Source organism: Aminobacter sp. MDW-2 (genome assembly GCF_014250155.1).
GTDB lineage: Bacteria > Pseudomonadota > Alphaproteobacteria > Rhizobiales > Rhizobiaceae > Aminobacter > Aminobacter ciceronei.
This window is the reverse complement of sequence record NZ_CP060197.1, coordinates 1370238-1393638: the sequence shown is the minus strand read 5'-3', so window position 1 is coordinate 1393638 and position 23401 is coordinate 1370238. Positions and strand designations below refer to the sequence as shown.

The window sequence follows — 23401 nt, the reverse complement described above, 5'->3', positions numbered from 1 at the left end:
TGCCATCCGCTCTCATGGCGTCAGACCACCGCGGCGGCGTCATTGATGCGATACCGGCGCAAGCCGTCTTTGCTAGTCTCGCTGATAAGGTTCAGACCGAGTTTCTTCTTCACGGTTCCGGAGAGAAAGCCGCGCACCGAATGGGCCTGCCAACCGGTGGCGTCGATGAGCTGATGGAGCGTCGCGCCCTTGGTCAGCCGTAGCTTCTTCAGCACCATCTCTGCCTTGGTCTCGGTTGGCCGAGTCTTCTTGACCTTGGTCACTGACGTCTCGGATGTAGGCGCGCCCTTCGGCATCGTCTTCCCACGCACGACCTGTGCTTTGCTCTTCGGAGCCGGTTTCGCAGCGGCGCCCGGGTCGCTTGCAGCGCCCGCGCCTGCCTCACCCATCATAACGTCACTGGCAGCCTCTGCCCGCTTAAACTCGACTGCATCCGAGGTCGAAGTTTTGGAAATGGCCATAGTCTTTCTCCGCAAATCACAGCGCCGAACCATTCGGCGCCGGTACTGACGGAAGCCCGCATCTGGCGGGCGAAGAACTTTTGGGCGGGGTGGCCTCTCATCTCATCGGGGCAAAAGCCTCACCCCGTCTTAAGCAACCATGCTTGCTTTGGTCTGGAAGTCCACTCAGGTTGCCGATCGGCGCTGCGCTGCATGCACAAGGTCGAAGGCATCTCGCCAACTGCTCGATGCCCGTCCAATTGCGTCGCTGCCGACCTCTGCCAGCACGGTAAGCGCTGTCGGCTCAATGTTGTCTTGTGCAACCGCCAGGACCGTCAGATTTGAGATCACCGCATTGAGCCGTCGCAGTTCCGGCTCGATTCCAGACAGAACTGCTCGGAGGCGGGCATCGCCGTCATCCTTCAGCTGGGTCTTTACTTCTTCCTTCGGCATGAATGCCTCCGCCATTGCGTTCGACACCACACATGCTTGCTGTTGCCTGGAAGTCCAGCGGGAGATGACCAAATGTGCAGAACAAATTCTGACACCTAAGGATAGGTACCCTCAGTCGCACATATTGGAGTTAAGCAGCATGCGCAAAAATACGCTCCATCAGCTCACATCAGCTGTATTTTGCGAATGACACCGTCATACGGAGAATATTGTGTTATTCAGAAAATCTTTGGCTCATTTTCAGTTGCCGACATCAGTAGCTTCTATTAGACAGCAGTGGTGACCCCTCAAACATTATTCATTAAGGCTGGCCATGTCTGACAAAATTGCCGAATCCACGCTTCTGCTGCCCCTAACTGCAGATATTGTTGCTGCCTACGTATCGAACAATCCTGTGCCCGCCGCCGAACTCGCTGGTCTGATCAACCAGGTGCATCAGTCAGTTCAGGCATTGTCCACTGGTTCGAGCACCGAACCAGCCGGACCAACCGAAGTCCAGAAGCCAGCTGTCCCCATTAAGAAGTCCGTCACTCCGGATTACATGATCTCACTCGAGGACGGCCAGAAATACAAATCCATCAAACGCCATCTGATGTCCAAGTATGGCATGACGCCGGCAGACTATCGCGCCAAGTGGGGTCTCCCGAGCGACTACCCGATGGTGGCTCCCAATTACTCAGCGGCGCGCTCCGAACTTGCCAAACAGCTGGGACTCGGGCGGAAGCCGGCCAAGAATAAGAAAGCTCCTGCCAAGGCGAGCCGCACCGCAAAGAGCAAGTGATACGCGCGCTGCCAACGAGCGATCTGACTGGCTACTAGGGTCGGGACGTGCTTCGCGCCATTATCAAGGGCAAGGGACGTCGATTGCCAGCGTCGGTGTCCGACGGCGACTTCTTAAAGCGAGCATTTGTGCAGTCGGAGGATATCCTAACCCCTGCACCCCGACGTGGACTTCCGTTGAACCATTCATAATCCAGATGAGGCGCCTTCAGGTTCTGCACGACAGCTTTGCGCCTCCATGCACTAACCCGCTTCGCGGGAGGTCGCCTCGTTCTGAGATGACGCGACAGGCATGGGCCTTGAGCGGGTAGAAGCTGCGGCCTGACCATGGAGTTCCCTTCAACGAGAGGAACTCGCCATGGATACCCTGTTGACCAATGCACCGACCACGCCGCTTCGCCAGCGCATGCAGCAAGACATGCTCATGCGCGGCCTGGGCTCCCATACCCAGCAGGACTACGTTCGTCACGTCCGGCGCTTCGCAGTCTTCCTCCGACGCTCTCCCGATTCCGCGACGTCCGAGGACATCCGCCGCTTCCAGCTGTATCAGCATGAAAACGGCGTCGGCCCTGCGACGATAAACGGTGGGGTCTCCGCACTGCGGTTCCTGTTCCTGGTGACGCTGAAGCGGCGGGATCTCGCGCGTGCGCTGGTGATCACCCGGTATCAGCGCAAGCTACCCGACGTGCTGAGCGTGGAGGAAGCCGCCCGGCTGCTCGAAGCAGCACCAGGCATCAAGTACAAGGCCGCGCTCGGCGCCGCTTATGGCGCTGGTCTTCGTGTGTCCGAGGTCGCTCATCTCAAGGTCGACGACATCGACAGCACGCGCATGCTGATCCGCGTTGAACAGGGCAAGGGTCGCAAGGATCGCAACGCTATGCTCTCGCCGCAGCTGCTGGAACTGCTGCGGCTGTGGTGGCGCGAAGGCAAGCGGCGCGGGGTGATGCTCCCGCATGGCTGGCTGTTCCCCGGGCGCAGCTGCACCGATCCGATCTCTTCGCGGCAACTGCACCGCGCGGTTCAGGAGGCAGCCGAAGTCGCCGGCATCCGCAAGCGCGTCAGCCCGCACACGCTGCGGCACAGCTTCGCCACCCATCTGCTCGAACAAGACGTCGACATCCGCGTCATCCAGGTGCTGCTCGGCCACAGCAAGCTCGATACGACCGCGCTCTACACCAAGGTCTCGACCCGGACGATCCACGCGGTCGCCGGGCCACTCGACCGGCTCATGGCACTGATGGAAGGCAAGACGCAGCCCGGCTGATCCGTGCGCGCAGACCTGGAGGTCGCCGACATCTTCCGTGCCGCCGGTCCTGCCTACCGGGCCGCCCATGCCAGACACCTGGGCCTCACCCAGCTCAAGGTCATGTCGGCGATCGAGCACTGCCGCACCACAGCTCTTGGTGGTCATGTCGAAGCCTGCGAGGACTGCGGCCAGTGGCGGATCGCTTACAATAGCTGCCGCAACCGGCACTGTCCGAAGTGCCAGGGTGCGGCCGCGCGCGCCTGGCTTGCCGAGCGGGAGGCTGACCTACTGCCGGTCGGCTACTTCCATGTCGTGTTCACGCTGCCCGCCGAGGTCGCCGACATCGCCTTCCAGAACAAGGCGCTAGTCTACGACCTGCTGTTCAAGGCGGCATCGGAGACCATGCTGACCATCGCGGCCGATCCGAGGCACCTCGGCGCGCGCATCGGCATAACCGCTGTGCTCCACACCTGGGGCTCGGCGATGACCCACCACCCGCATGTCCACATGATCGTACCAGGCGGCGGCATCGCGCCGGACGGGAGCCGCTGGATCTCGTCGCGCCCGGCCTTCCTTCTTCCCGTGCGCGTGCTCGGCAAGCTCTTCCGCCGGCTCTTCCTCGCACGGCTGATCGCGCTGCACGACGCCGGCCGGCTCGCCTTCTTTGGGTCGATGGCGTACCTCGCCGAACGGCGGGCCTTCCTGCACCACTTGGCTCCCGTCGGGAAGAAGCGCTGGGTTGTTTACGCCAAGGCACCGTTCGGGGGACCGGAGGCCGTGCTCGCCTATTTATCGCGCTACACGCACCGGGTCTCGCTCTCGAACCGCCGGCTGATCAACTTCGACGAGAGCGGCGTCACCTTCCGCTACAAAGATTATCGTCGCAACGGCACCGACCGGCAGCAGGTCATGACGCTCGCGACTGATGAGTTCATTCGCCGCTTCCTGCTCCATGTCCTGCCGCGCGGCTTCCACCGCATCCGTCATTACGGCCTGCTCGCCGGCTCGACTCGGAAGAACCGCATCGCACGCGCCCGCGAACTGCTTTGCGTTGCCCCACCTCCCGATGACGATGCCCAGGACGAACCGGACGAATTCCGCCCGTCATGCCCGTGCTGCGGCGGACGCATGATCGTCATCGAGGCGTTCGAACGATGGAGGCAGCCGCGCGCACCGCCAGACACAACCACGGCGAACCCGGAGAACCATCCATGATTTGGCATGGCATGCTCAACCTTCAAACCGCTGGCACTCAGTCTCCGGTAGCGGATCTGCACACGCACATGGTGACCATCGACACCGACAGAGATGTGTCCGGCTGCACGCCGAGCCTGGAAAGCCGCGCACAAACTTCATGGAGCGGTCCGCTCGTGTCGATTACGGCGCTTCCGCGAGACGGTTACGCCATCGCCGACATCAGCCGAAAATCGAAATCCCCATAGACATCGACTGTGGCCCGCGGGTTCCTGCATGAGAGGCTTTCGTACGCCGGCTGGCACCCGAAACCCTTCACCATTCCAGTCGTTCGGCAGGCCCTTCCGAGTTCCTGAAAGCGGACATTGCTTTCGCTACGGCACCCGAAGGAACCGTAGCCGGGCCGATAGCGAAAACGTCGGTGGGCGTCGCCGATGCCGGACCTCTTAGGGGTACAAAGTCCCGTAGGCCTCAGTGTAGTCTGAATCCTGACAGATACAGCGCCCGAGCTGATCTTTCCTGCGGCGTTCGGTGATCACGTCTCTGGGCATCTTACGCTGCAGGTTGAGTTTTGCGGTGGTCCAGGCTGGAGTATTGCCGCCTGCGCCCTTCACGATCTCTGCCGCAAGCATGACGCCTGCCATGGCCGACTGGAACGCCATCGGTATTTCGACCTGCACCGGCCTGCCGCCTCCCGTAAGCTCGAAGACGACGCCACCGCAAATCGTCCCCTGATAAAAATTGCGAAGCGGCTGACCGACAAAAGGCAAGAGCGGCTCCGGCGGGACCGTCAGCCTACCCGCGATCTCGCGCATGAGATCCGGCGTCACCGGCGCTCCGTTGTGAAGCATCGGCCGCACCACGTCCATGATCCGGTCCTCAAGGCCCAGGGCCTGCGCGACTACCTGGTCTTCGCTGGGCGTAACACCGTTTGGTAGGTATAGACATGCCAAGCAGGCCATTTCGCCACCGAAGTCGTGGTGCGACACCCCAAGGTCACCGCGCTGCGTCCATGAATTGACGATCCGACGCGGCAGCGCAGCCTGGACGGCGATACGGTCGGCGGCTGTATCGAGCGCCACTGCGACATTTCGCAGGGAGCCCATCGCCGCCAATGTTTGCCACTTGACGCCTTGGCCTTCTACGACAACGGCGCTTTGGCCCTTCAGGTATCGGCGGGCAAGCTTGACCTTGCTTTGCCCCACGTCCCGCTCAAGCGCCATGACGTAGCGTTGCAGGTTGCTTTGGTCCAGTTCCTCCGCGTCGACAACCGACAAGCGGCCCTGGAGTCCTTCTACCCGGGCGAGCGCCCACAGAGTGCCATTGCCAATCGCCCCCACGCCAAGCAGATGCATGTCGTCAAGCATGGTGGCGTTAGCAAGCGGCGGATTGGCGTTTGAGCCGGGAAGATAATCAAAGAGCGAGAACGTGACGTCGCCGTCCATTCCGACGCCGCCAAGCTGCCCCGAGAAGACCAGCCGGAAAAGGTTGGCCGCTGCGATACACGCGGCGGCCCCAGCGCCAAACATATTGTCGCTTGTGCCCGAAGCCATGGGGTGGTTGGGTGAAAATCTGGCGAGCCAGCCGTCTGACCCCGCGTACAGCTTGGGACACGAGACTTGGGGGTCTGCCGATCCGATTACTAGGCACTGCGTGATCTTGGCCGACTTTCGGGGCAGGATCGTAATCTGGCCGTTGATCGAACGTGCCAGCGACCCCAGGCTTCTGGCCAGCTTCTTCGACTGCTCCCCCGCAGGAAGCAGGCAGATGGTTGGGTAGAAGCGCGATACCAGCCTGACGAGAAGATCGAGGTTTGCCCGTCCTTCGGACGAACATGCGTCGTCGCCAAAGGCGATCCCGATAACCAGGCCGTTGAGCAGTCCTTCGAAGGTTCTGGCGTCGAAAGCCTGCAGCACCTGGGAAGCCGCCGTGGCGGTGCGGCCGAAATAACTTGCAAGCGACATGACCTCACCCCACGATCTCGATCAACCGGCCCACATCTGCCGGCGGCACATGCGTCCACAATCCCCGCTGATCAAGCCTATAGACAGCCGTGCGAGACAGGTCGGCCGGCCCCCTTGCGAAATCCGGCACTACCAGCGACAGGGAGCCGGCCGCCGTCGCAAGCGCGTTATCGTCGTCGGTATCTGAGTGGTAGGCGTCGGTCGGATGGCTGTGTATTTGCGCAAGGATGCGCAGGCCATGGTCAAAGAGCCACACATTGATGCGGTGCAGTTCGTTTCCGTCGACGTAAACGCCCACGCCGTCTGGCCCTCGTATGAGCCGTTGCTCCGGGATCAGGGCCCTCTCTACCGTCGCCGTGTCGTCGGCTACTTGGCCAACCCAAAGTCCCAGGCCCTCATATCCCAACCGCCCTACGTCAAGCAGGTGCGAGTGGACGTCATCCAGGGCGACGCGCGGCACTACAAAACGCTTAGCGGCCGCGAGTCCGCCTACCTTGGCAGCGCTGCGAGGTTCACGTTGAACCCGGCGAAGGTCATCTGTTGTATCTGGTAGTTCACCGACTGGATCGGATTTATCCCGCTGGCCCAAATTTGCTCGAGAATAAAGTGCAACGAGCCTTCGCCAGAGCGACGATGCAACAGCCATGAGTCACCTGTATGAGCGGGATGATCGTGATACTCCCGGACGCCGGGGAGGCACACGAACGGTACATCTTCAGGATCGTGGGCCTGAAGCAGCGGCTGATAAGACAACTGCTGCTGCTGCGCCAAGGTGGCGACGGTATCGGGAGAAGCTTCCCCTACCCCGTTGAGCCGAAGCATTTGGAATCCCAAGCTCTTGAGCGGAAGGGCCTTCCCTGTTGCCGGATCGATGAAGGTCACTGAGGGCGGAACAAGATCATAGTTCGTGAAATCGAGCCGAACCCCACAAACCAAGATCCTTGGCGTCACCTTCACGGCGGCAAATAGCACCGTGACGACGGGGAAGGTGGCGTCCACCAGGAACCACCCGCGTTGCCGGTAGGTTTCTTCAAGCTGGCGATATCGCACAATTTCTCGGTCAAACTTGCGTCGAGAAACGGCCTCGTTGACGTATTGGCCGTCGATCAACCCGCGGCACCAGCCTTAAGGCTGAGGAACAACCTTTGGCCATCGACAATGCCAAGATCCTCGACCTTCTTGCTGCCATCAAGAACCGTACCGCCCTCATCCTTGAGTTCCCAATTCTCGGGAGGCTGCCCAACATTGCCGGAGTCGGTGAGGGCCTTGGCGATCACGGTGTGAAGCGGCGCATTGACGTTGGCTTCCACCGAAACCGGTTCGCCATTGACCACGATCGTCAGCGTTATCTTGTTCTTCGACGCCGTTGGCTTGGCAGTCGGTTCAATTTCAGTCTTTGGAGATTTTGCCATCTGCTTACTTTCGGTGAACACGAATCGCACATTATCAGAAGTATTGGTCCAAGTTGACCGGATTCGTTTCATGGGTGGAGGTCGCACCATGCGGTAAGGTGAGTATGTTGATTGCCACTGAGAACTGACCCGGCACTGGAGTGAACCCCGCTGGCTGGACCACGAGGACCCGAAAGACTGATACGCTCGATGGGCCTTGAACGAGGAAGGCTCATGAAGTCACGAGGTCCATACCGTCGGCATTCGACGCGATTCAAATTGCAGCTTTGCCAGGACATCCGCAGCGGCGTGATCGGGCGCCGTGATGCCCAACACACGTATAACGTTTCGGCAAATCTCATCCAGCTTTGGCTGACACAGTTCGACCGAGGCGAACTGAATGACGAGGAAGCCGAAGCCAGCGTCATCGCAGAATATGAGGCGCGCATCGCAGCTCTTGAGCGCAAGGTCGGCCAGCTCACGATGGAACTGGATCTTGCCAAAAAAACGCCGCGCCAGCCGACCGCCGGCGACAGCGACAGATCCTTCATCGTCACCGGCTCGCGGCCTGTTCCATCAGACGGGGGTGTGAAGTGATCGATCTGCCGAGGAGCACCTTCTACTATCGCGCCAAGGCCAAATCGACCAAACTCTCGGACACGGAGCTCGTCACCCTCATCGAGGACATCCAGGATGAATTGCCTTGCTATGGCTATCGACGGGTGACCCACGAGCTTGGCCGCCGCGGGCACGTGGTCAACCATAAGCGGGTTGCGCGGGTGATGAGGGAGGCAGGCTTGGGAATCAAGCCGCGGAGGCGCTATGTCCGCACGACCGACAGCAGTCACGATTCCCCGATCTGCCCCAACCTCTACCGCAATATGATCCCGGATCAGCCCGATATGGTTTGGGTTGCCGATTTCACATACATCCGAATTGCCACCGGCTTCTGTTATCTGGCCGTCATTCTCGATGCTTGCAGCCGCAAGGTTGTCGGCTACGCCTTGTCCCGACGGCTGGACACGCCATTGGCACTCGCAGCCTTGCGCTCCGCTCTGACAAGCAGGAGACCGCCATCAGGTTGCATTCATCACACCGATCGTGGGTGCCAATACGCATCCGAGACCTACCGAAGAGCACTCGAAGCCGCTGGACTGCGCGGCTCCATGAGCGCAATCGGCAACCCCTACCACAATGCGCAGGCAGAGAGCTTCATGAAGACTTTGAAGGTCGAGGACGTCTACGCGGCTGGATATGACAGCTTTGCCGATGTGGCCGAACGATTGCCCAGGTTCATCGAAGAGGTCTACAATTCGAAACGGCTGCATTCCGCCCTTGGCTATCGAACACCAGAGGAATTTGAAATTCAACTCGCTCAGAGGCGGCTTAGTTTGGCGTCCTCGCCTGGTCCAGCCCGCGGGGTTCACTCCAGCTTACTCCAGTAGGTATGCCCCATAGAAAGTCTTCGAAGAAAAGGGGCGATCGAACCATCAGTTCTTCAGGGCGCTGCCCTGGTGTCACATACGCGTGCGAACAGGGGGCTGCCGATCCTCTGAGGCCAGGTTGAGCGTCCGTAGGAATGCTTCGAAGCTGTCCTCGGAGAGCGGCTTGGAAAGGAGGAAGCCCTGCAATTCATGACAACCTTGCGATCTCAGAAAAGCCTCTTGTGCAACGGTTTCCACACCCTCTGCTGTCACCTCGAGGCCGAGGTTGGTTGCCATGGTGATTATCGAACGGACAATTGCGGTGTCTTCCAGACTACTGTTCGGCTGGATCTTCCGAATGAAGCTGCGATCGATCTTGATCTTGGTGAGTGGGTACCGGGTGAGATAACTCAAAGATGCATATCCCGTCCCGAAATCATCGAACGCGATACCGATGCCTTTCGCGCGCAACCGCTTTAGCGGGACAAGGATGGAATCATCGAGATCGAGTGCAATGTTCTCGGTGATCTCAAGCTCCAATGCCTGCGGCGGCAACCCGCTTTCATCGAGAGCATGATCGACGTCCCGGAGTAAAGTGCCGCAGCGGAACTGAGCCGGAAAAAGGTTGACGGCAATCCGGGGTAGATGCATCGAGCGCCAGACAACGGCGGACTTGCAAGCCGTGGTTAATATCCATCGTCCTACCTCTGGCGCAGTGGCGCTTTCCGCTAATGCATCAACGAAGGCTCCGGGCAAGAGCAGGCCCTTTTGGGGATGACGCCAACGGATCAATGCTTCGGCGCCGCTGACGGTCCTGTTGTCAGCTCGGAACTGGGGCTGAAAGTGAAGAGTGAACTCGCCATTGCCGCAGGCCCTACGAAGCTCAAGGTCAAGGTTTCGACGCGCCTGCGCCTTGGCTCGCAGCTGTGGTATATAAAACCGTCGGGTCTGTCGGCCGGCTGCCTTGGCATCGTGGAGAGCCAAACCGGCGTTCGCGATTAGTTCGTCTGCGCTCGTCCCGTCTGTCGGTGCGATTGCCACCCCGACGCTGGCCGAAATGAAAACGATGTGGCCATCGATGTTAAACTGCTCCCTCAGTTGGCCCTGCATTTGTTCCAGAACCTTGGTGACGACAGCCGGATCGTCGCAATCCGGGCCAATCACGGCAAACTCGTCGCCGCCGGATCGGTAGATGCTTGCTCCAACGCCAATGTCGGTCAAGCGTTGCGCGACCGACCTCAGAAGCGCATCGCCGACTAAACGTCCGAGCGTATCGTTTGTGTTTCTGAAACCGTCGATGTCGAACTTCGCCAGCGATATCAGACGACCACCGGCTTTGGACAGTAGTGCTTCGAGATCTTCTTGTAGGCTCACGCGGTTGGGCAGCCCGGTCAATTGATCGAAGAGAGCCAATTGTCGAAGTCTCTCCTCGGCAGCTTTTCGCTCGGTCGTATCGCGGCCGATGAAGTAGTAGCGCTGGTCAGCTTCCGACCAGACGCCGGACCAAGAAAACGGCACCGTGTGACCTTCATGGTGAACATATCTACAGCTGAAATTGCGCACGTTACGTCCGCGGCGCGCACGGCTCATTTCACGGCTGGTGTTGTACAGGTCAGCCGGCAGTACGAAGTCTCCGCCTAGGCTGCCAATCATCTCCTCCGGACTGTAACCGATCGTATTGATTGAACTCGGGCTGACGCGCACGAGCTTTCCACGACGATCCATAACGAGGATCAGGTCGAGCGAAGTCTCGAACAGCCGCTGCCTTTCAATAGACTGCTGAGCGAGCGCATCTGACCGGCGCTGAATTTCGAATTCGGCCTGGGCCCGCTCCTTGGATGCCAGAGGCAACCAGCGGAGCGTCAGCAGCCACAGCACGACACACGCGGCGACTACGTTCGCGACTTTCGGCAGTATAAGATAGCTCGGGTTACCCAGAAGGGTCGCGAACGAGTCTGGCAAAACCCCGTAGACACTCCCAAAGTACAGCCCGAAAAAGAGATTTTCGGCAATATTTCGAACTGTATCGAGGAGCAACACCGCGACCAGGAGCCTAACGGTGCCGAAGGTCCGCGGATTTCGTATGTATGCAACGCATAGTGTCGCGAAGACCGCCACCCAGAGGGCGATGATTACCCAATAGATTAGGGCGGCAGCGATATCCATGACATCAAGCCCCTCGGATAAGTGCTCGACGGAAAAAACTTAACGTTCTGATTTGATGTGCCCACTCTGGGGTAGCAGTGATGACAAATTTGGACCAGATAAAGTTGCTCCCTTTATCAACGCGAACGGACCCAGGAGCGATCACTGGCCAAGCCCAAGTAGATTTGAACCGCGCTCGGACACCTCTCACAATGCACTAACGCGAACACCAGCCTTCAGTTCCAAAACGTAAAAACAGTTCCGCTGCAACGGTTCGATACGGTGAATTAACGGTTATCCGGGGAGTCCCGCAGGACTTAGTCCAACATTGCCGCAGTCGGATACTTCTTGGTCCCATAGAATACGATGTTTGACGGCAGACTGACCCTGTCTCTGGACAGCGTCGGCGTGTTCTTGGGCGACTACCGCATCAGCGAAAACCTTGGTGACGTTTTCGCTGGCAGTGGCAACACGCGCGCCAACCAGACGCTTGATCAAGTTGCCCACATTGGCGGCGAGCCCGCTGCGAGCGGCAGCGCAGTTCTGCAGGAGGTAGCAAGGCGCTTGTGGGGAAGTGTTCTAAACGTAGATGGCAATCACTTCGTAGCTGTCGGTTCCCTCAACGTGTGTTCGACCCCGATCCCCATTATGCAATCCTCCCGCGCCCGCTCTCGAAACGCATTCCGATGTAGGGTAAACGAGTCTTGGTTTCGGACCCTGCAGTTTTGCCTCGTATGGACATCGGGCGGCTGAATTGTCGCGCCTCGCATCTCAGCACCGCCTATGCTGGCCGTTGCCCGGATACTTCCCTGGCTGCTCTTCATCCAAGGATCGTCTCGACTTGCTGTCGCACTTATCGTTACTGCGAACACGAGCTAGTTTGGCCAATCAAGGCGCCCTCAGGCCGGCCTTCGATTCTGATATGGCGAGCCAACAATCTGTATCAGGCTGGCGAAAGCGCCGAACTTGGGAATGACTGTACCGCCACTTGGTTTCGACAGGGCAAAACTCGACTACTGTCCTTGCGAAGCGCAAGTTGAACGGCGTGGCCGTCGGCCCCGGCGACCCTCACCACACCGCAGCCGCTAAACCCCATGGCTTTGGTAAACTCGACTAACGGCTGCCGCAATCGATTTGGCTTTGTGAGAGAACGTAAGAGCTTGCAAAGTTCATGAAGGTCAATTTCAAAGGCCTGCGGGTTTGCAAGTACCGCGTTGCAGCGTTTGATTTTGCTGGCAGGCGGCAAGTCTGTGCTTGGGGTGTTGACGCTAGGCGCGTCACGTCTGCTGCCGACACTTGTGTCTGCTGCCGTGGCTGCTCCGCTGAGTAGCAGCAGGACGATGGTTCCAAACAACATTTTTTTAGAAGCTGCCGACGCATTGGCCATGCTTGCTTCCTCCTACTGCGCTAGTAGTCTTAAGCGCTTCGACAAATGGCGGTTTTCATACTGTATTTCATAACCTTTAAATTCTTGCGTGTGGATAGTGACGTAGTTTAATAAAATTCTCCAAATACCAAACCGCACACCCAGACGTAATTGCCTGATCGCGACCTCAACCTCGCGCCGTCGAGTATGGGTCGGCCGAAGATCCCGCAAAACTCGAAGGGCCGGATATGAGCAGCCCCATTTACCATCCCGCAACGTGCAGCTTCCCAAAGTGGCAAGACAGGAACGGGGGCTATGATGCTAACCGTTGGCCTATCATTTTTGCCCTTTCATAAGGGATGCTTTAATGAGCTTGTCCTAGTTTAAAGAAATGACTCGGCGCAATCTCATCCTCGCAAAAGCAGCCGTCGTGACCGCGATTGCGGTTGTTTCCACTTTTGCACTTTCATTCTCTAGCCGACTAGCCCTAGGAATGCCGATCGACTGGCTCAGTTGGGTAGAGTGCATCGTGATCCCTATTGTCATCGCAATGCCAGTCGCCTCGTATATTTTTCATCAGTCTGAGATGTACAAGGAAGCCAGTGAGGCGCTCGCGAGATCCCATGCGGCATTGAGCGAGACCCACGAAAAACTCAACTATTCGACAAGCCATGATCCGGCGACCGGACTCCTGAACCGAGAGGCCTTCATTGGTCACCTGGCTCGTGTGGGCCGAGACGAAGAATATGACATGCTGCTCCTGATTGATGCCGACGATTTTACAAAGATCAATGACCAGCACGGCCATGCCAAAGGCGACGAGGCCTTAAATCGGATAGCCAAGGCTCTTCTGTATGCTACTCGCCCCAGCGATGTTGTGGGCCGAACTGGAGGGACAGAGTTTGGCGTCATCCTGCGTGGCGTCGACAAGGACAGTGCGATGTTGCGGGCGGAGATGATCAGACGGCAGGTCGAGACAATTCGCTGGATGAAAAGCGATCGCGGAAGCATCAGGACGACAGTCAGCATAGGCGGCGCCGAAATGCGGGGCTCTGTCGATACAGCACAGAGCCTGCGTCAAGCCGCTCGATGCTTATATGAGGCAAAGCAGCAGGGACGAAACCGTGTCTCATTCACCTACAAATTGGCATAGCCTTTCCCGGTAAGTGGACCAGAGGTGTTGCTGTTAGGCGATGTTGGGAGCAGGAGCATTTGTCGTGGTGCTATCTCACCAGTGCCGGTTTGGTCTTGCGGCCGAGCCCCAATTCCTTAGCCATCCGAGAGCGCAGTGCTGAATAATTGGGTGCGACCATGGGATAATCGGCAGGAAGCCCCCACTTTGCCCGATATTCCCCCGGAGTTAGTTTGTAGTTTGTCTCGATGTGATTTTTAATAGATTTAAACTTACGCCCATCTTCCAAGCAAATAATATAGTCTCCCGTCACGGAGATCTCAATCGGTACCGCAGGCCGTAAAAATCGAGGGTTGGAAGATGGTCCTCTCGGCGAATTTATTTCAACAAAAGATTTGTGAATAATTCCTATAAGATTGCCAACTTCATCTAAAGGTACAGCATTATTTGATAAATATGCGGAAACAACTCTCGCAGTGAATTGTACAGGAGAAATAGCTTCTACAAGCCTAGCAGATAGCATTTCCATTATTTTGTTCCCTTTTATTTTTATGTGATGAAATGGCCTATACGATGCTTTCCCCAGGGGCAAGATGCAATCAGGGTTGCATAACTGCGCGCAATAAATACCTTGGCGTGTATTTCGTCGTGCTACTCGCTACGGGTGGTTGTACTTTGTCAAGAGCACGCGCGCGTGTTGATTGACGTTGTGTTAGGATCAGCTAAATCACCTGCTTAGCCCCCCAGGTTGGCTCTGCCCGGGACACGCACATCGCTGGCGTGTATTGAATGAGTGACGACTTGCACGCTTGATCGCGTTCGTGAAAATGCCGAGTGCTGAAGCAGCGCTACATCGCGACAGCAGATCCAAAACTGGATGGTAGAATGCTTGACCTCGAACTGTCCGAAGCCCAGGAACTGGCGCAGGCTATGGGCGATCCGGAGTTCACTGACACTCTAGACGCCTATGAGGCCCTCGAAGTGTTGAAGCTGCTGACCGACGCCAAACTGGACGCCGACTCGACGGGCGATCGGCACCTTAGCCGCGAGATTGGTATGGGCATGCAGATCGCTATAGAGATCGCAGTCGGCCGTTTGATTCACTGACCATGGCAACTTAGGAAACCGGCGCGCGACGCCCTTGATCCTGCAAATGGCGGCGAGTCGGCATCGCTATCTCTGTTGACCGCACATGGTTGGCCTGAGGACCCTTTTTTACACCAATAGCTTTGACACCCACAAAGGAAGATCCACCACAGATTGAGGCATATTTGAACCCGGCAGATCATAGTTGGAATGGTCACATATTTAGAGGTTAAATTAGGTAATTCTTATTGAGTTAGAACTTAATCCATCGAGGAACATTACGCCAAGCAACAAATTTACCTTTCATGAGCTCTTCAATGGCCGGCGTGCATGTCCCTCCTCTCGGTTCGGGTTATCAAAAAAGAAGGATCCTCATAACCGCCGTTGTTCTCTCGCTTGGGATAGCAGCGGTGCTAGGGGCTGTCGTCAGCGGTGCTATCTATTCCATTGTGCGCACCGCCGATGAACTCGATGAGACAAGGGCAACTGGCGCCGCGGCGTCCGTACTAGAGTCGTTGCGTTCACAGATGGCCGGTACAGTCAGGGATAACGCATTCTGGGACGAGGCTTATCGCCAACTGGATTCGCCAACTCGAGATGCCTGGCTGATCGAGAACTGGGGATTCCCAAGTTTAGACTATCCGCTCTATGACATGGCACTGGTGATTGGACCCGACGACAAACCGCTGCTGCACTACCGCTCTGGCAAACCAATGGATGTGCAGCCCAGCGAGGTTTTCGACAGCTCCTTGGCTCGCCTCGTAGAGCGAGCGCGCGCTGCTGATGGCCTCCAAGGAGACGTCCATGCCGGTTTCATAGGAACAGTGCACGGGCCTGCGGTAATCGGCGCTGCGCGCATCCGTCCCTTCCTTCAGGGCATCCCACCGCCAGAGTCTTACATTCTGATATTTGAGAAGGATCTTGACGCCAACGCAATCAATGAGGCTGCGCAAAAATTCAACCTCCGTGGCCTTCAACTGACTGATACCCGCGTGGAGGGCACTATTGCGGTGCCTTTAAGAGATATTGACGGAAATACTGTAGGCTTCCTCAGCCTTCCATCAGAGAAGTCGGGAACACGCAGCTACGAACGCGTACGTCCGCTCATTTTCGGAGCGGCTGCAACACTGCTCCTGCTGATCGCCGGCATTGGCATAATTGGGCTGCTTTCGGTGCGTTCGCTCGCCAAAGAAGAGGCCCGTGCGAGAGAAAACTCGCTCCACGATCATCTAACCGGCGTGCTCAATCGTCCGGGCCTGTTCGAATATGTCGACAATCTCGCGCCCGATATATGCCGTTCGGCCATGATCGGCCTGTATCTGGTGGATATTGACGGCTTCAAAGCCATCAACGACCTGTGGGGGCAACACGTTGGCGATAAACTGCTAGGGGCTGTCGCAGCGCGCTTGACCGAGGAACTGCCCCCGGGAACAGCGATTTCTCGGTTGGACGGTGACCAGTTCGCGATCGTGTCGTTGGCCGACGCAGCCGGCAAGGTTGCCCATTTGCAATCCGCCGTAGGTGACGTGTTCGCAGAACCTTTCAAGATTGGACGACGCGAGATCGAGATCGGGGTCAGTGTCGGCGTGGCCGAGGCCGCATTGTCACAGGCGAATTTCCACGACTTGTTACGACAAGCCGAAATGGCTCTGCACCAGGCAAAGCATGGTTCAGATGGCGCGACGGTCGTCTTTCACTCGCAAATGGAAGCCGAACTTATTGAGCAAGCGAAGCTTGAACAACAGTTAATCGAGGCCCTGGATCGGCACGAGATCAAGGCCGCATTCCAGCCGGTCGTAGATGCACGTAGCGGGGATCTTTGCGGTGTGGAAGCACTGGCAAGATGGAACAGCGCGAACGGTCCGATTGCTCCCGATGTGTTCATACCAGTTGCTGAGAGGGCCGGGCTCATTGGAATACTGGGATCTCAAATCCTGGAACAAGCCATAGCCCAAGGCTCACGCTGGCCAGGCTTGCAGATTGCTGTGAACGTCTCCCCCGTGCAACTCCGCAATCGATACTTCGCTGGGGGCCTAAAGGCCACGCTCGATAAGTTTGGGTTTGAGCCCCACCGTCTTACAATCGAACTCACAGAGGGCGTTATTATTTCCAATGCCGATCAGGCGAAACGATCAATCTCCGAGATCAAGGCGCTCGGCATTAGGGTTGCTCTCGACGACTTCGGTTCCGGGTTTGCGAGTATCGGCGCCTTGCGGCAATTCCGCTTCGACCGCGTCAAGCTAGACAAGTCTCTTGTCGCGAGTATCGAACACAATGCGCAGGCTGCAGAAGTTTTCGATACCACTATCAAACTGGTAAATGCTCTCGGGGTCCCTGTCACCGTCGAAGGAATTGAGAATCGGCACCAGGCGGAGTTTGCCCGACAGGCCGGGAGCCATCAATTGCAAGGTTACTGGTTCTCCAAACCTCTGTCGAAGGAGGAACTGACCGAGTGCTTCCTTAGGCGCGACCGCTTGAGAGAGTTTCGGGTGGCTGGTTACGACGCTGTCGCCCATCAGCCGCTGGTATGAATATCCGGCCATCAAGGCCGACTTTGGGAGTGGAGCATGTGCCGGCCTCATGTGGAAGCGTGCTGGTAAGCGTCGGACGAAGAAGACCCCGCTCCCTGACAGGAGCGGGGCCTCAAATGTGCCTCGCAGGTAAAGTACTTGTTGGTAGAGCGCGTCAGGCGGGGTTGGGGGGGCACGCTCTACATCGCAACCATATCAAAACGTATTTCACCAGCAATAGCTAATATCTATTGACGTCTACGTTAGTGCGGCGGCGCACGAAAACAATATTCGATACCGACAGCGCAGTCGGAGCCCCGGGGCAAATTTGCCGAAATCTCCATCGACAGCAAAAAAATCTAACAAGGCACGCAAAACCCAGTGGCCGGCGACACGGGTTGGCGAGATTGCGCGCCTAAAAATGCACATGACAGAAGGTTAGAGGTCGGTTCTGCGAAAGCAGCCAGGCTGATATCCTGTGCGAAAAGCTTGGTTCTTAGCAACCAAAAGGACGCATTTAGCTTATTTATGCTGGCCTTTCCAATCTTCTGTATAGCATACGGCAGGTACACGAAGCGGGCATTTCATAGACTATCAGACGTTCTTGAAGGCTGCTAATATGGATATAAAGACTGACGAGTACAGCGCTTGGATCGAAGGCACTGACCTATATCTCAGTGGGGTGATGCGCCTGGAGAACAAGGCCGCTTCGGAGATCACGTCACTGGTACGTGACCTCCTCAGCTCTGGACCACCAGTTCTTACGGTGCACCTGTCCGACCTGGAATTTCTCAACTCGCAAGGCAGGAATATTCTGGCAAAATTGGTGATTGAAGCCCGAAATCATCCTCAGGTCCGGATGGTGTTTCGGGGCAATAGCAATATTGCATGGCAGGAACGGTCGCTGCCAAATCTCAAGAGAATATATCCGGGCCTAGTGCTGCTTATGGATTAAAAAGCGAAGGCCTGCCGGGGGGCTGCCCCGATGCCTAGTGGTCAGACTCAGACACTTCGAACCCTCAGAGTGGCTCACGCGGGGCGGTTTGCGTAGGGCAGCTTTGCGGACGAACCTACGGTGGGACGATACGCCGTTCAGACCTACACCGATCATTTACTGGGAAGCGACTTGCTGCAGCACAGCTGCGGCATGCCTGCCATTCGGGGTCGGCGCGATGTATCGATTGAGGTCATCTTCTGTGCGCGGGAGCCAGCGCACCGCGAATGTTTGACAATCGGCTTCACGCGGAGGCTTGTCGCTGCATCCAGCGAAGCAGGGCTTCCAAGGCCCCGGGCCTCGGGTGCTCGGCCCGATAGACAAAGTAGAAGCCGTAGCCGGGCAGAACGATATCGCTGACTCGCAGAAGACGGCCATCGCGAAGCTCCCGTGCAACGAGCACGTCACTACACAGCCCAAGACCCTGTCCGGCTACGATCGCTTCGATCCCGTGGTGCTCTTCGTGGAATTTCAGTTGCGGTGGCCGGACGGCGCCGCTGATTCGGTAGCCTGCCGCTCGGGCCGCAGTCTCCCAATGACGCCAAGTGGGCGCACCTGCGTCGGTCAGGGGCCAGCCGACCTCGACACGTGGCAGATCGAGGATCGCCTGAGGCTCGATCATGCGGACGCCTCCCTGAAGAATCGACGGCGCCGCAACGACGTGGAAGGTATCGCGAAGTAGCTCCACCGCGACTCCATCTGTCGGGGATCCCCGCGCATAACGGATCGCAACGTCAACTTCGCCCGTGCGAAGGTTCAGTACCGTATCCGTTCCCACAAGGTCGAGCGTCGATCCCGGCGCTTCCGCTCGCCAGCTTTCCAGGCGCGGCAGCAGCCAGCGCGCGGCGAAGGCGCTGGTTGTCGTCACCCGAAGATGGCCGATCGGGCTGCCAGGGGTAAGGCGCGCAAGCTCGTCCGAGATCGACAGAAAAGCGTCCCGGACAACCGGCAGAAGCTGTGCGCCCGCAGTGGTGAGCTGCAACGGCCTCGGCTGGCGCTGAAAAAGGGGCTGGCCGCAATAGCGTTCCAGTAGCCGTATCTGGTGGCTGACGGCTGTGGGTGTGACGGACAGTTCCTCGGCCGCCTTCCTGAAGCTAAGAAGGCGGGCCGCGGATTCGAAGGCCTGAAGCTCTCGAAGAGGCGGAAGGCGGTGCATGCGTCGAATTCTAGATGAATTGTACTCACCTTGCGCCGAATTCTTTGCTGTTGCCGCGCATCTCATCGAGTCCGACCATTCCGGCATTCTGGAAGGAGATCATCATGCTGGACGGACAATCGGCATCGACCGCTGCAACCATGATCGAAAGGTTCGAACAGATCCGCCCTTTGCTGGCAGAGCAATCCGGGCGCTTTGACGCGGATCGAAGGCTGTCGGACGAGGTGTTTGGTACCTTGAGCGAAGCGGGGTTCTTCCGCCTTCTACTGCCAGCTCAACTGGGCGGATGCGGGCTTTCGCCCCTCGACTTCATGACCGTGGTCGAGCATGCCGCAGCAGTTGATGGAACAATCGGCTGGCTCGTCGGAAACGGAGGCGGCATTTCGCGCGCTGGCGGCTATCTGCCGTTGGACGCCGCACAGAAGGTGTTCGGGAAACCGTCGGCCTTCGTCGCCTCAAGCACAAGCGCGATTGGCAAGGCGGTCCCTGCTAGGGGTGGATACCGCATCACAGGCCGGTGGCCTTTTGCCAGCGGCGCGCCACACGCCACGACCTTTGCCCCGCTTTGTGAAGTGAACGAACGCAGTGGGCGGATCGTTCTAGCGTTCTTGCCCCGTGAGGCCGTCAATCTGATCGACAACTGGCATGTGTCAGGGATGAGAGGCACCGGAAGCTGGGACTTCGAGGCAGACAATGCGTTCCTGCCAGCCGAATTCGTTTGCGACTTTCAGCCAAATCCTACCCACGCCGGTGTCGTCTATCGCCTTCCGGGCATTTCCGCCTTTGTCTGGACTGTTGCCACAGTGCCGCTTGGGATCGCGAAGGGCGCAATCGACGCGCTCATCTCGTTAAGCTCCGGCCACCGTCGTCAGGGCATGACCGTCCCTTTCGCAGAACGCGAACTGGCTCAGGCAGAGATCGGGCGCTGCCTTTCGCAGTGCAGGGCGGCTGGCGCCTACATGCGGTCAGCCATGTCGGCCTTGTGCGCGTCCGTCGAAAGCGAGGGCTCTGATCTGGTTGCGGCCCGGATCAACTACCGGCTTGCCTGTTCTCACGCCGCTGAAGTCGCAGTGAGCGTCGTACTGCGGGTGAACGATCTGATCGGAGCCCGGGCTCTTGCCGAGTCCCAGCCCTTCGAGAGGCGCGAACGCGACGTTCGCGCGGCGGCCAAGCACATCGCCATGAGTGCCGAGCAGTTTGTGATCGGTGGCCGCTACACTCTTGGCGGCGATATCAGCGGCGCAAGCTTCTAACGATGAGCGCGCTGGTCCCGACGTACTCCGCCGCGTCGGTCCGCTGTAGAGCTGCCGGGGCCGGCCGATCTTCGGCGTCGGGCGCGTGATCATCTGTTTCCACTGGCTGGTCCAGCCCCGTCCGTCTGATCGCGAGGATCGCGGTGGGGAGGCTTGGCCCTACCCGGAAGCGCCCAGCGGCCGCGAGCGGCGAGCCTATGGGCGCTGCGAGGCTATCGGGCTTGCCGATCACGCTCCCGTCGAGCACGTCAGAGTGACGAACAGGGTGGTTGTGCCGTGGCGCTTGTAGTCATGGGTCATCGTCGCGCCTCGGCCCTTCTTGAGCGGCAGGCGCGGCTGTGTCCGGTCGAGCGCTTGGATCTGGGACTTCTCGTCGACGCATAACACCACGGCATGAGCCAGAGGTGCCACGTAGAGCCCGACGATGTCATGCAGCTTCTCGGCGAAGGCAGGATCGGTCGAGAGCTTGAAGCGCCGCCAACGATGCGGTGCCACGCCATGTGTCTTCCCGATCCTCTCCACTGTCGAGACGGCGAGCCCGGAGACCTTTGCCATCGCACGCGCCGTCCTGGCTTCATGCGGCGGTGGCCTGAGCGTCATCTCGACAATTGCCTTGGTGCGGTCTTCCGCAACCGGTGCCCTTCCAGACGGTCGCCTTCGCTGATTGCCGCCATGATGGCATTCGTTCCCAGGCCTTCCGCGCTGAGCAGCACGATCCGGGCGCGCCAGACATGCTTCTGGGCCGAATTGCGGTCAGCGGTGATGCCCTCAAGCCGACGACTATTAGCATCGCTGAGTGTGATGGAAATCCCAGTGCGCATACCGCAGACTCGCACACGCCGCCATCTGACGGAATTCCCTTCGGGACTCATCCGTCTCGATCATACCACTAGTCTAGCCTATGACACTTACGTGGCTGCCCCCCTTCGGGTGCGGCGGCCATGCCGCAACGTGCAAGCGAACCAGATGGTTGGCCATTGTGTTTCTCTTAGTTTTTGGGAACAATGCTTAGGTCGGTTTTCGCGGGGGGCGTTAAGCCGGAGCGGCATCAATGAGTGAACGACCCGTTAGCGCAGGCGACCATGTCCTTGTGCGGCTTGAAGTGACCCACCGACTTAACGGCGGCTATTTGATCTTGGCTGGGCCTGGCGTAACACCGATAACCGTCCATGAGGACGAAGTCCTAACATTTGCGGCAGTCCACGAGGGGCACCTGAAGGGAACGCCTGCTCGCTTAGCTGCGATTGGGTAACCCCCATCGTCCCGCGACGATTTCACGGGCCGACGCTGCTGACTTGGCCGGGTTCAGCAATCGTCCACGACATCGGCGCTGGCGTCGTGTAGGGCGCATCCGGTCTGGATGAAAAAGCCGAGCAACTATGTCCGCCTCGCGGCTTAGCCCAGAGGCCCGAGAATCGTCGTTTTAACCCGGCCAATCGTATTTCTGCGCTGCCCGAACCATGGCTGCGGTGGCCGGACTGAATTGCCTTCCCGGCACGGTTACAAGGGAAATGCTCCGTGTCACCGACGGCTCGACAAGCGGACGCTGCAGAAGTTCGGGCAACGTGACGGAGTATTCCGGCATGAAGGCGAAGCCAATTCTGGCGAGCACCATCGACTGCACCCAGTCTTCGCGCTCAGAGCGAAAACGGGCGTACAGGTTCACATTGGTCTGTCGACAAACATCCATCACCATGTCCCGCATCTCGCACGACAGGCGATCAACATACGGTTCGTCGGAAAGGTCGCTCAACCGGATGGCGTCAACGGCCGAAAGCCGATGGTCGGGCGGGAATATGACGACATAGCGTTCCTTGTAGAGCTCTTGGACGCGGAAGAAATCGCCAAGGCCGTCGAGAGGATTGAGGACGGCCAGATCGAGTTCGCCGCTTTCGAGACGGCTCCTCAGATCGCCGACTTTTCCTTCGCTGACCTCAAGGTCTACTCCTTGGAATTCCTTCTGGAACCGGGCAAGAAATCGCGACAGCTTCACATGGCCGATGGTTGACATGATGCCAAGGCGAATGGGCACCTGATCTAGAAGCCTGAAATTGTCGGCGAGAGTCCGGGCCGCTTCCGCCTCCTGCTTGATGTGTTGCAAATGCGGGAGAAGCGACCGACCGAACTCACTCAGGAGAACACGCTTTCCTTCCCGGTGAAACAAGGCCGCGCCAAGTTCATCTTCGAGGGTCTTTATCGCCTTGGTGAGGGCGGGCTGCGACACATTGCATCGGGCGGCCGCCTTGGTGAAGTTCAAAGCTTCTATGGCCGCCAGCACATACCGGACCTGAGACATCTCCACGATTGACCCCTCCCAAAGCTCCTCGGAACAGGTTGATACCATACCGATCCATAGCTGCCGGTTATGGATCGATAGAAAACAAGTCGTTCCTAGCAGGCCCTGATCGTGGTCTGCTCTCCCCGCATGAAAAGAGGAGGACGAAATGAGCGTTTATATGGTGGAACGGGATCTCAAAGGGATCAGCATGGAAGCCCTTGGTGGCGCGCAGAAAGCTGCGATCAGCAAGGCAACTGAGATGTCAGCCGCAGGCACGGAGATCAAGTATCTTCGCTCAACCTTTGCACCCGAGGACGGCCGCTGCATGTGCCTCTTCGACGCCAATTCCGATGCCGATGTTAAACGTCTGAACGACGATGCGGGCCTACCCTACCACAAGATCGTTCCGGCACTTGATCTTACGCCGTGACCGATGAGGCCGCCTTACAAAGGGCGAGCGCAACTCCGCCTACCCAAAGTTGCCGTTTTGATGCCCGGCGGCGTTTTGCTTTGGCATAAGAAAAACCTTCGGCCGCAATCCAGGGGAGATTGCGCGTTCGCGGGCAAAGCCGCCCGGCAGATAAAGGTC

Annotated in this window: 23 protein-coding genes and 1 pseudogene; 12 read left to right on the top strand and 12 right to left on the bottom strand. The window is 58.2% G+C overall.

The features are described 5' to 3' along the window. Positions 1–20 precede the first annotated feature (20 nt). Entirely contained in the window at positions 21–461 is a 441-nt protein-coding gene (locus H5P29_RS32475; RefSeq protein WP_246341055.1) for a DUF3489 domain-containing protein, read from the bottom strand. A gap of 165 nt (positions 462–626) precedes the next feature. After that, a complete protein-coding gene (locus H5P29_RS06750) occupies positions 627–893 on the bottom strand; it encodes a hypothetical protein (protein WP_154387441.1) in 267 nt (88 codons plus the stop codon). Between the two features lie 313 nt (positions 894–1206). Between H5P29_RS06750 and H5P29_RS06745 the strand changes: the two genes are divergently transcribed. The 4 genes from H5P29_RS06745 (at position 1207) to H5P29_RS06730 (ending at position 4361) form a co-directional block, all read left to right on the top strand. Continuing rightward, on the top strand, positions 1207–1674 hold the full coding sequence (locus tag H5P29_RS06745; protein ID WP_154387440.1) for a MucR family transcriptional regulator: 468 nt from the start codon (positions 1207–1209) through the stop codon (positions 1672–1674). 357 nt (positions 1675–2031) lie between these two features. Beyond that, a complete protein-coding gene (locus H5P29_RS06740) occupies positions 2032–2937 on the top strand; it encodes a site-specific integrase (protein ID WP_154387439.1) in 906 nt (301 codons plus the stop codon). A 3-nt stretch (positions 2938–2940) separates the two neighbouring features. After that, entirely contained in the window at positions 2941–4134 is a 1194-nt protein-coding gene (locus H5P29_RS06735) for an IS91 family transposase (RefSeq protein ID WP_185910276.1), read from the top strand. Continuing rightward, the gene (locus H5P29_RS06730) at positions 4131–4361 is read left to right on the top strand and encodes a hypothetical protein (protein WP_154387438.1); all 231 of its coding nucleotides are present in this window, start codon (positions 4131–4133) and stop codon (positions 4359–4361) included. The genes H5P29_RS06735 and H5P29_RS06730 overlap by 4 nt, the downstream gene beginning before the upstream one ends. A 198-nt stretch (positions 4362–4559) precedes the next feature. Here the strand turns inward: H5P29_RS06730 and H5P29_RS06725 are convergent, their stop codons facing one another. The 4 genes from H5P29_RS06725 to H5P29_RS06715 form a co-directional block, all read right to left on the bottom strand. After that, a complete protein-coding gene (locus tag H5P29_RS06725; RefSeq protein WP_154387437.1) occupies positions 4560–6077 on the bottom strand; it encodes an E2 ligase fold family C protein in 1518 nt (505 codons plus the stop codon). 4 nt (positions 6078–6081) lie between these two features. Further along, positions 6082–6375 (bottom strand): Mov34/MPN/PAD-1 family protein, encoded by a 294-nt coding sequence (locus tag H5P29_RS32470; RefSeq protein WP_246787026.1) that lies wholly within the window; start codon positions 6373–6375, stop codon positions 6082–6084. A gap of 191 nt (positions 6376–6566) precedes the next feature. Then, on the bottom strand, positions 6567–7187 hold the full coding sequence (locus H5P29_RS32465; protein WP_154387436.1) for a putative metal-binding protein: 621 nt from the start codon (positions 7185–7187) through the stop codon (positions 6567–6569). Then, positions 7184–7510: a DUF2604 domain-containing protein gene (locus tag H5P29_RS06715; protein WP_246787025.1), complete on the bottom strand. Its 327-nt coding sequence runs from the start codon at positions 7508–7510 to the stop codon at positions 7184–7186. The genes H5P29_RS32465 and H5P29_RS06715 overlap by 4 nt, the downstream gene beginning before the upstream one ends. Before the next feature lie 192 nt (positions 7511–7702). On the opposite strand from H5P29_RS06715, the gene H5P29_RS06710 reads away from it, so the two are divergent. Together H5P29_RS06710 and H5P29_RS06705 are read left to right on the top strand one after the other, a co-directional pair. Further along, a complete protein-coding gene (locus tag H5P29_RS06710) occupies positions 7703–8065 on the top strand; it encodes a transposase (protein WP_154387445.1) in 363 nt (120 codons plus the stop codon). Continuing rightward, positions 8062–8913, top strand: a complete 852-nt coding sequence (locus tag H5P29_RS06705) for an IS3 family transposase (protein WP_154387435.1) — start codon at positions 8062–8064, stop codon at positions 8911–8913. The genes H5P29_RS06710 and H5P29_RS06705 overlap by 4 nt, the downstream gene beginning before the upstream one ends. A gap of 72 nt (positions 8914–8985) precedes the next feature. Here the strand turns inward: H5P29_RS06705 and H5P29_RS06700 are convergent, their stop codons facing one another. Both H5P29_RS06700 and H5P29_RS06695 read right to left on the bottom strand, forming a co-directional pair. Next, a complete protein-coding gene (locus H5P29_RS06700) occupies positions 8986–11058 on the bottom strand; it encodes a bifunctional diguanylate cyclase/phosphodiesterase (protein ID WP_154387434.1) in 2073 nt (690 codons plus the stop codon). A 922-nt stretch (positions 11059–11980) separates the two neighbouring features. Beyond that, positions 11981–12424, bottom strand: a complete 444-nt coding sequence (locus H5P29_RS06695) for a hypothetical protein (protein ID WP_154387433.1) — start codon at positions 12422–12424, stop codon at positions 11981–11983. Positions 12425–12833: 409 nt separating this feature from the next. Here H5P29_RS06695 and H5P29_RS06690 point away from each other — a divergent pair, with 409 nt between their 5' ends. After that, a complete protein-coding gene (locus H5P29_RS06690) occupies positions 12834–13556 on the top strand; it encodes a GGDEF domain-containing protein (protein ID WP_185910274.1) in 723 nt (240 codons plus the stop codon). Between the two features lie 70 nt (positions 13557–13626). Here H5P29_RS06690 and H5P29_RS06685 read toward each other — a convergent pair whose 3' ends face one another. Beyond that, positions 13627–14058: a MucR family transcriptional regulator gene (locus H5P29_RS06685; protein WP_246670929.1), complete on the bottom strand. Its 432-nt coding sequence runs from the start codon at positions 14056–14058 to the stop codon at positions 13627–13629. Positions 14059–14420: 362 nt separating this feature from the next. On the opposite strand from H5P29_RS06685, the gene H5P29_RS06680 reads away from it, so the two are divergent. From H5P29_RS06680 to H5P29_RS06670, 3 genes are all read left to right on the top strand, one after another. Next, positions 14421–14642, top strand: coding sequence for a hypothetical protein (locus H5P29_RS06680; protein ID WP_154387430.1), 222 nt, complete (start codon positions 14421–14423; stop codon positions 14640–14642). 296 nt (positions 14643–14938) lie between these two features. After that, positions 14939–17152: a bifunctional diguanylate cyclase/phosphodiesterase gene (locus H5P29_RS06675; protein ID WP_185910273.1), complete on the top strand. Its 2214-nt coding sequence runs from the start codon at positions 14939–14941 to the stop codon at positions 17150–17152. A 598-nt stretch (positions 17153–17750) separates the two neighbouring features. Then, positions 17751–18086 (top strand): hypothetical protein, encoded by a 336-nt coding sequence (locus H5P29_RS06670; RefSeq protein WP_154387428.1) that lies wholly within the window; start codon positions 17751–17753, stop codon positions 18084–18086. A gap of 283 nt (positions 18087–18369) precedes the next feature. Here the strand turns inward: H5P29_RS06670 and H5P29_RS06665 are convergent, their stop codons facing one another. Next, positions 18370–19281 (bottom strand): LysR substrate-binding domain-containing protein, encoded by a 912-nt coding sequence (locus H5P29_RS06665; RefSeq protein ID WP_154387427.1) that lies wholly within the window; start codon positions 19279–19281, stop codon positions 18370–18372. 104 nt (positions 19282–19385) lie between these two features. Between H5P29_RS06665 and H5P29_RS06660 the strand changes: the two genes are divergently transcribed. Continuing rightward, entirely contained in the window at positions 19386–20534 is a 1149-nt protein-coding gene (locus H5P29_RS06660) for an acyl-CoA dehydrogenase family protein (protein ID WP_185910272.1), read from the top strand. Positions 20535–20754: 220 nt separating this feature from the next. Here H5P29_RS06660 and H5P29_RS32460 read toward each other — a convergent pair. Then, positions 20755–21355, bottom strand: a pseudogene (locus H5P29_RS32460) (IS630 family transposase); the annotation flags it as partial. A 602-nt stretch (positions 21356–21957) separates the two neighbouring features. Continuing rightward, a complete protein-coding gene (locus H5P29_RS06645) occupies positions 21958–22830 on the bottom strand; it encodes a LysR family transcriptional regulator (protein WP_246787047.1) in 873 nt (290 codons plus the stop codon). A 148-nt stretch (positions 22831–22978) separates the two neighbouring features. On the opposite strand from H5P29_RS06645, the gene H5P29_RS06640 reads away from it, so the two are divergent. After that, entirely contained in the window at positions 22979–23242 is a 264-nt protein-coding gene (locus H5P29_RS06640; RefSeq protein ID WP_185910270.1) for a DUF4242 domain-containing protein, read from the top strand. Positions 23243–23401: the final 159 nt, after the last annotated feature.

Bases quoted from the DNA above. Each gene is read 5' to 3' on its own strand.
- H5P29_RS06745 (WP_154387440.1), top strand. From the start codon at position 1,207: ATGTCTGACAAAATTGCCGAATCCACGCTTCTGCTGCCCCTAACTGCA.
- H5P29_RS06740 (WP_154387439.1), top strand. From the start codon at position 2,032: ATGGATACCCTGTTGACCAATGCACCGACCACGCCGCTTCGCCAGCGC.
- H5P29_RS06685 (WP_246670929.1), bottom strand. From the start codon at position 14,058: ATGCTATCTGCTAGGCTTGTAGAAGCTATTTCTCCTGTACAATTCACT.
- H5P29_RS06640 (WP_185910270.1), top strand. From the start codon at position 22,979: ATGAGCGTTTATATGGTGGAACGGGATCTCAAAGGGATCAGCATGGAA.
- H5P29_RS06675 (WP_185910273.1), top strand. From the start codon at position 14,939: ATGGCCGGCGTGCATGTCCCTCCTCTCGGTTCGGGTTATCAAAAAAGA.
- H5P29_RS06750 (WP_154387441.1), bottom strand. From the start codon at position 893: ATGCCGAAGGAAGAAGTAAAGACCCAGCTGAAGGATGACGGCGATGCC.
- H5P29_RS06695 (WP_154387433.1), bottom strand. From the start codon at position 12,424: ATGGCCAATGCGTCGGCAGCTTCTAAAAAAATGTTGTTTGGAACCATC.
- H5P29_RS06660 (WP_185910272.1), top strand. From the start codon at position 19,386: ATGCTGGACGGACAATCGGCATCGACCGCTGCAACCATGATCGAAAGG.
- H5P29_RS06730 (WP_154387438.1), top strand. From the start codon at position 4,131: ATGATTTGGCATGGCATGCTCAACCTTCAAACCGCTGGCACTCAGTCT.
- H5P29_RS06665 (WP_154387427.1), bottom strand. From the start codon at position 19,281: ATGCACCGCCTTCCGCCTCTTCGAGAGCTTCAGGCCTTCGAATCCGCG.
- H5P29_RS06710 (WP_154387445.1), top strand. From the start codon at position 7,703: ATGAAGTCACGAGGTCCATACCGTCGGCATTCGACGCGATTCAAATTG.
- H5P29_RS32475 (WP_246341055.1), bottom strand. From the start codon at position 461: ATGGCCATTTCCAAAACTTCGACCTCGGATGCAGTCGAGTTTAAGCGG.
- H5P29_RS06645 (WP_246787047.1), bottom strand. From the start codon at position 22,830: ATGTCTCAGGTCCGGTATGTGCTGGCGGCCATAGAAGCTTTGAACTTC.
- H5P29_RS06670 (WP_154387428.1), top strand. From the start codon at position 17,751: ATGGATATAAAGACTGACGAGTACAGCGCTTGGATCGAAGGCACTGAC.
- H5P29_RS06700 (WP_154387434.1), bottom strand. From the start codon at position 11,058: ATGGATATCGCTGCCGCCCTAATCTATTGGGTAATCATCGCCCTCTGG.
- H5P29_RS06725 (WP_154387437.1), bottom strand. From the start codon at position 6,077: ATGTCGCTTGCAAGTTATTTCGGCCGCACCGCCACGGCGGCTTCCCAG.
- H5P29_RS06680 (WP_154387430.1), top strand. From the start codon at position 14,421: ATGCTTGACCTCGAACTGTCCGAAGCCCAGGAACTGGCGCAGGCTATG.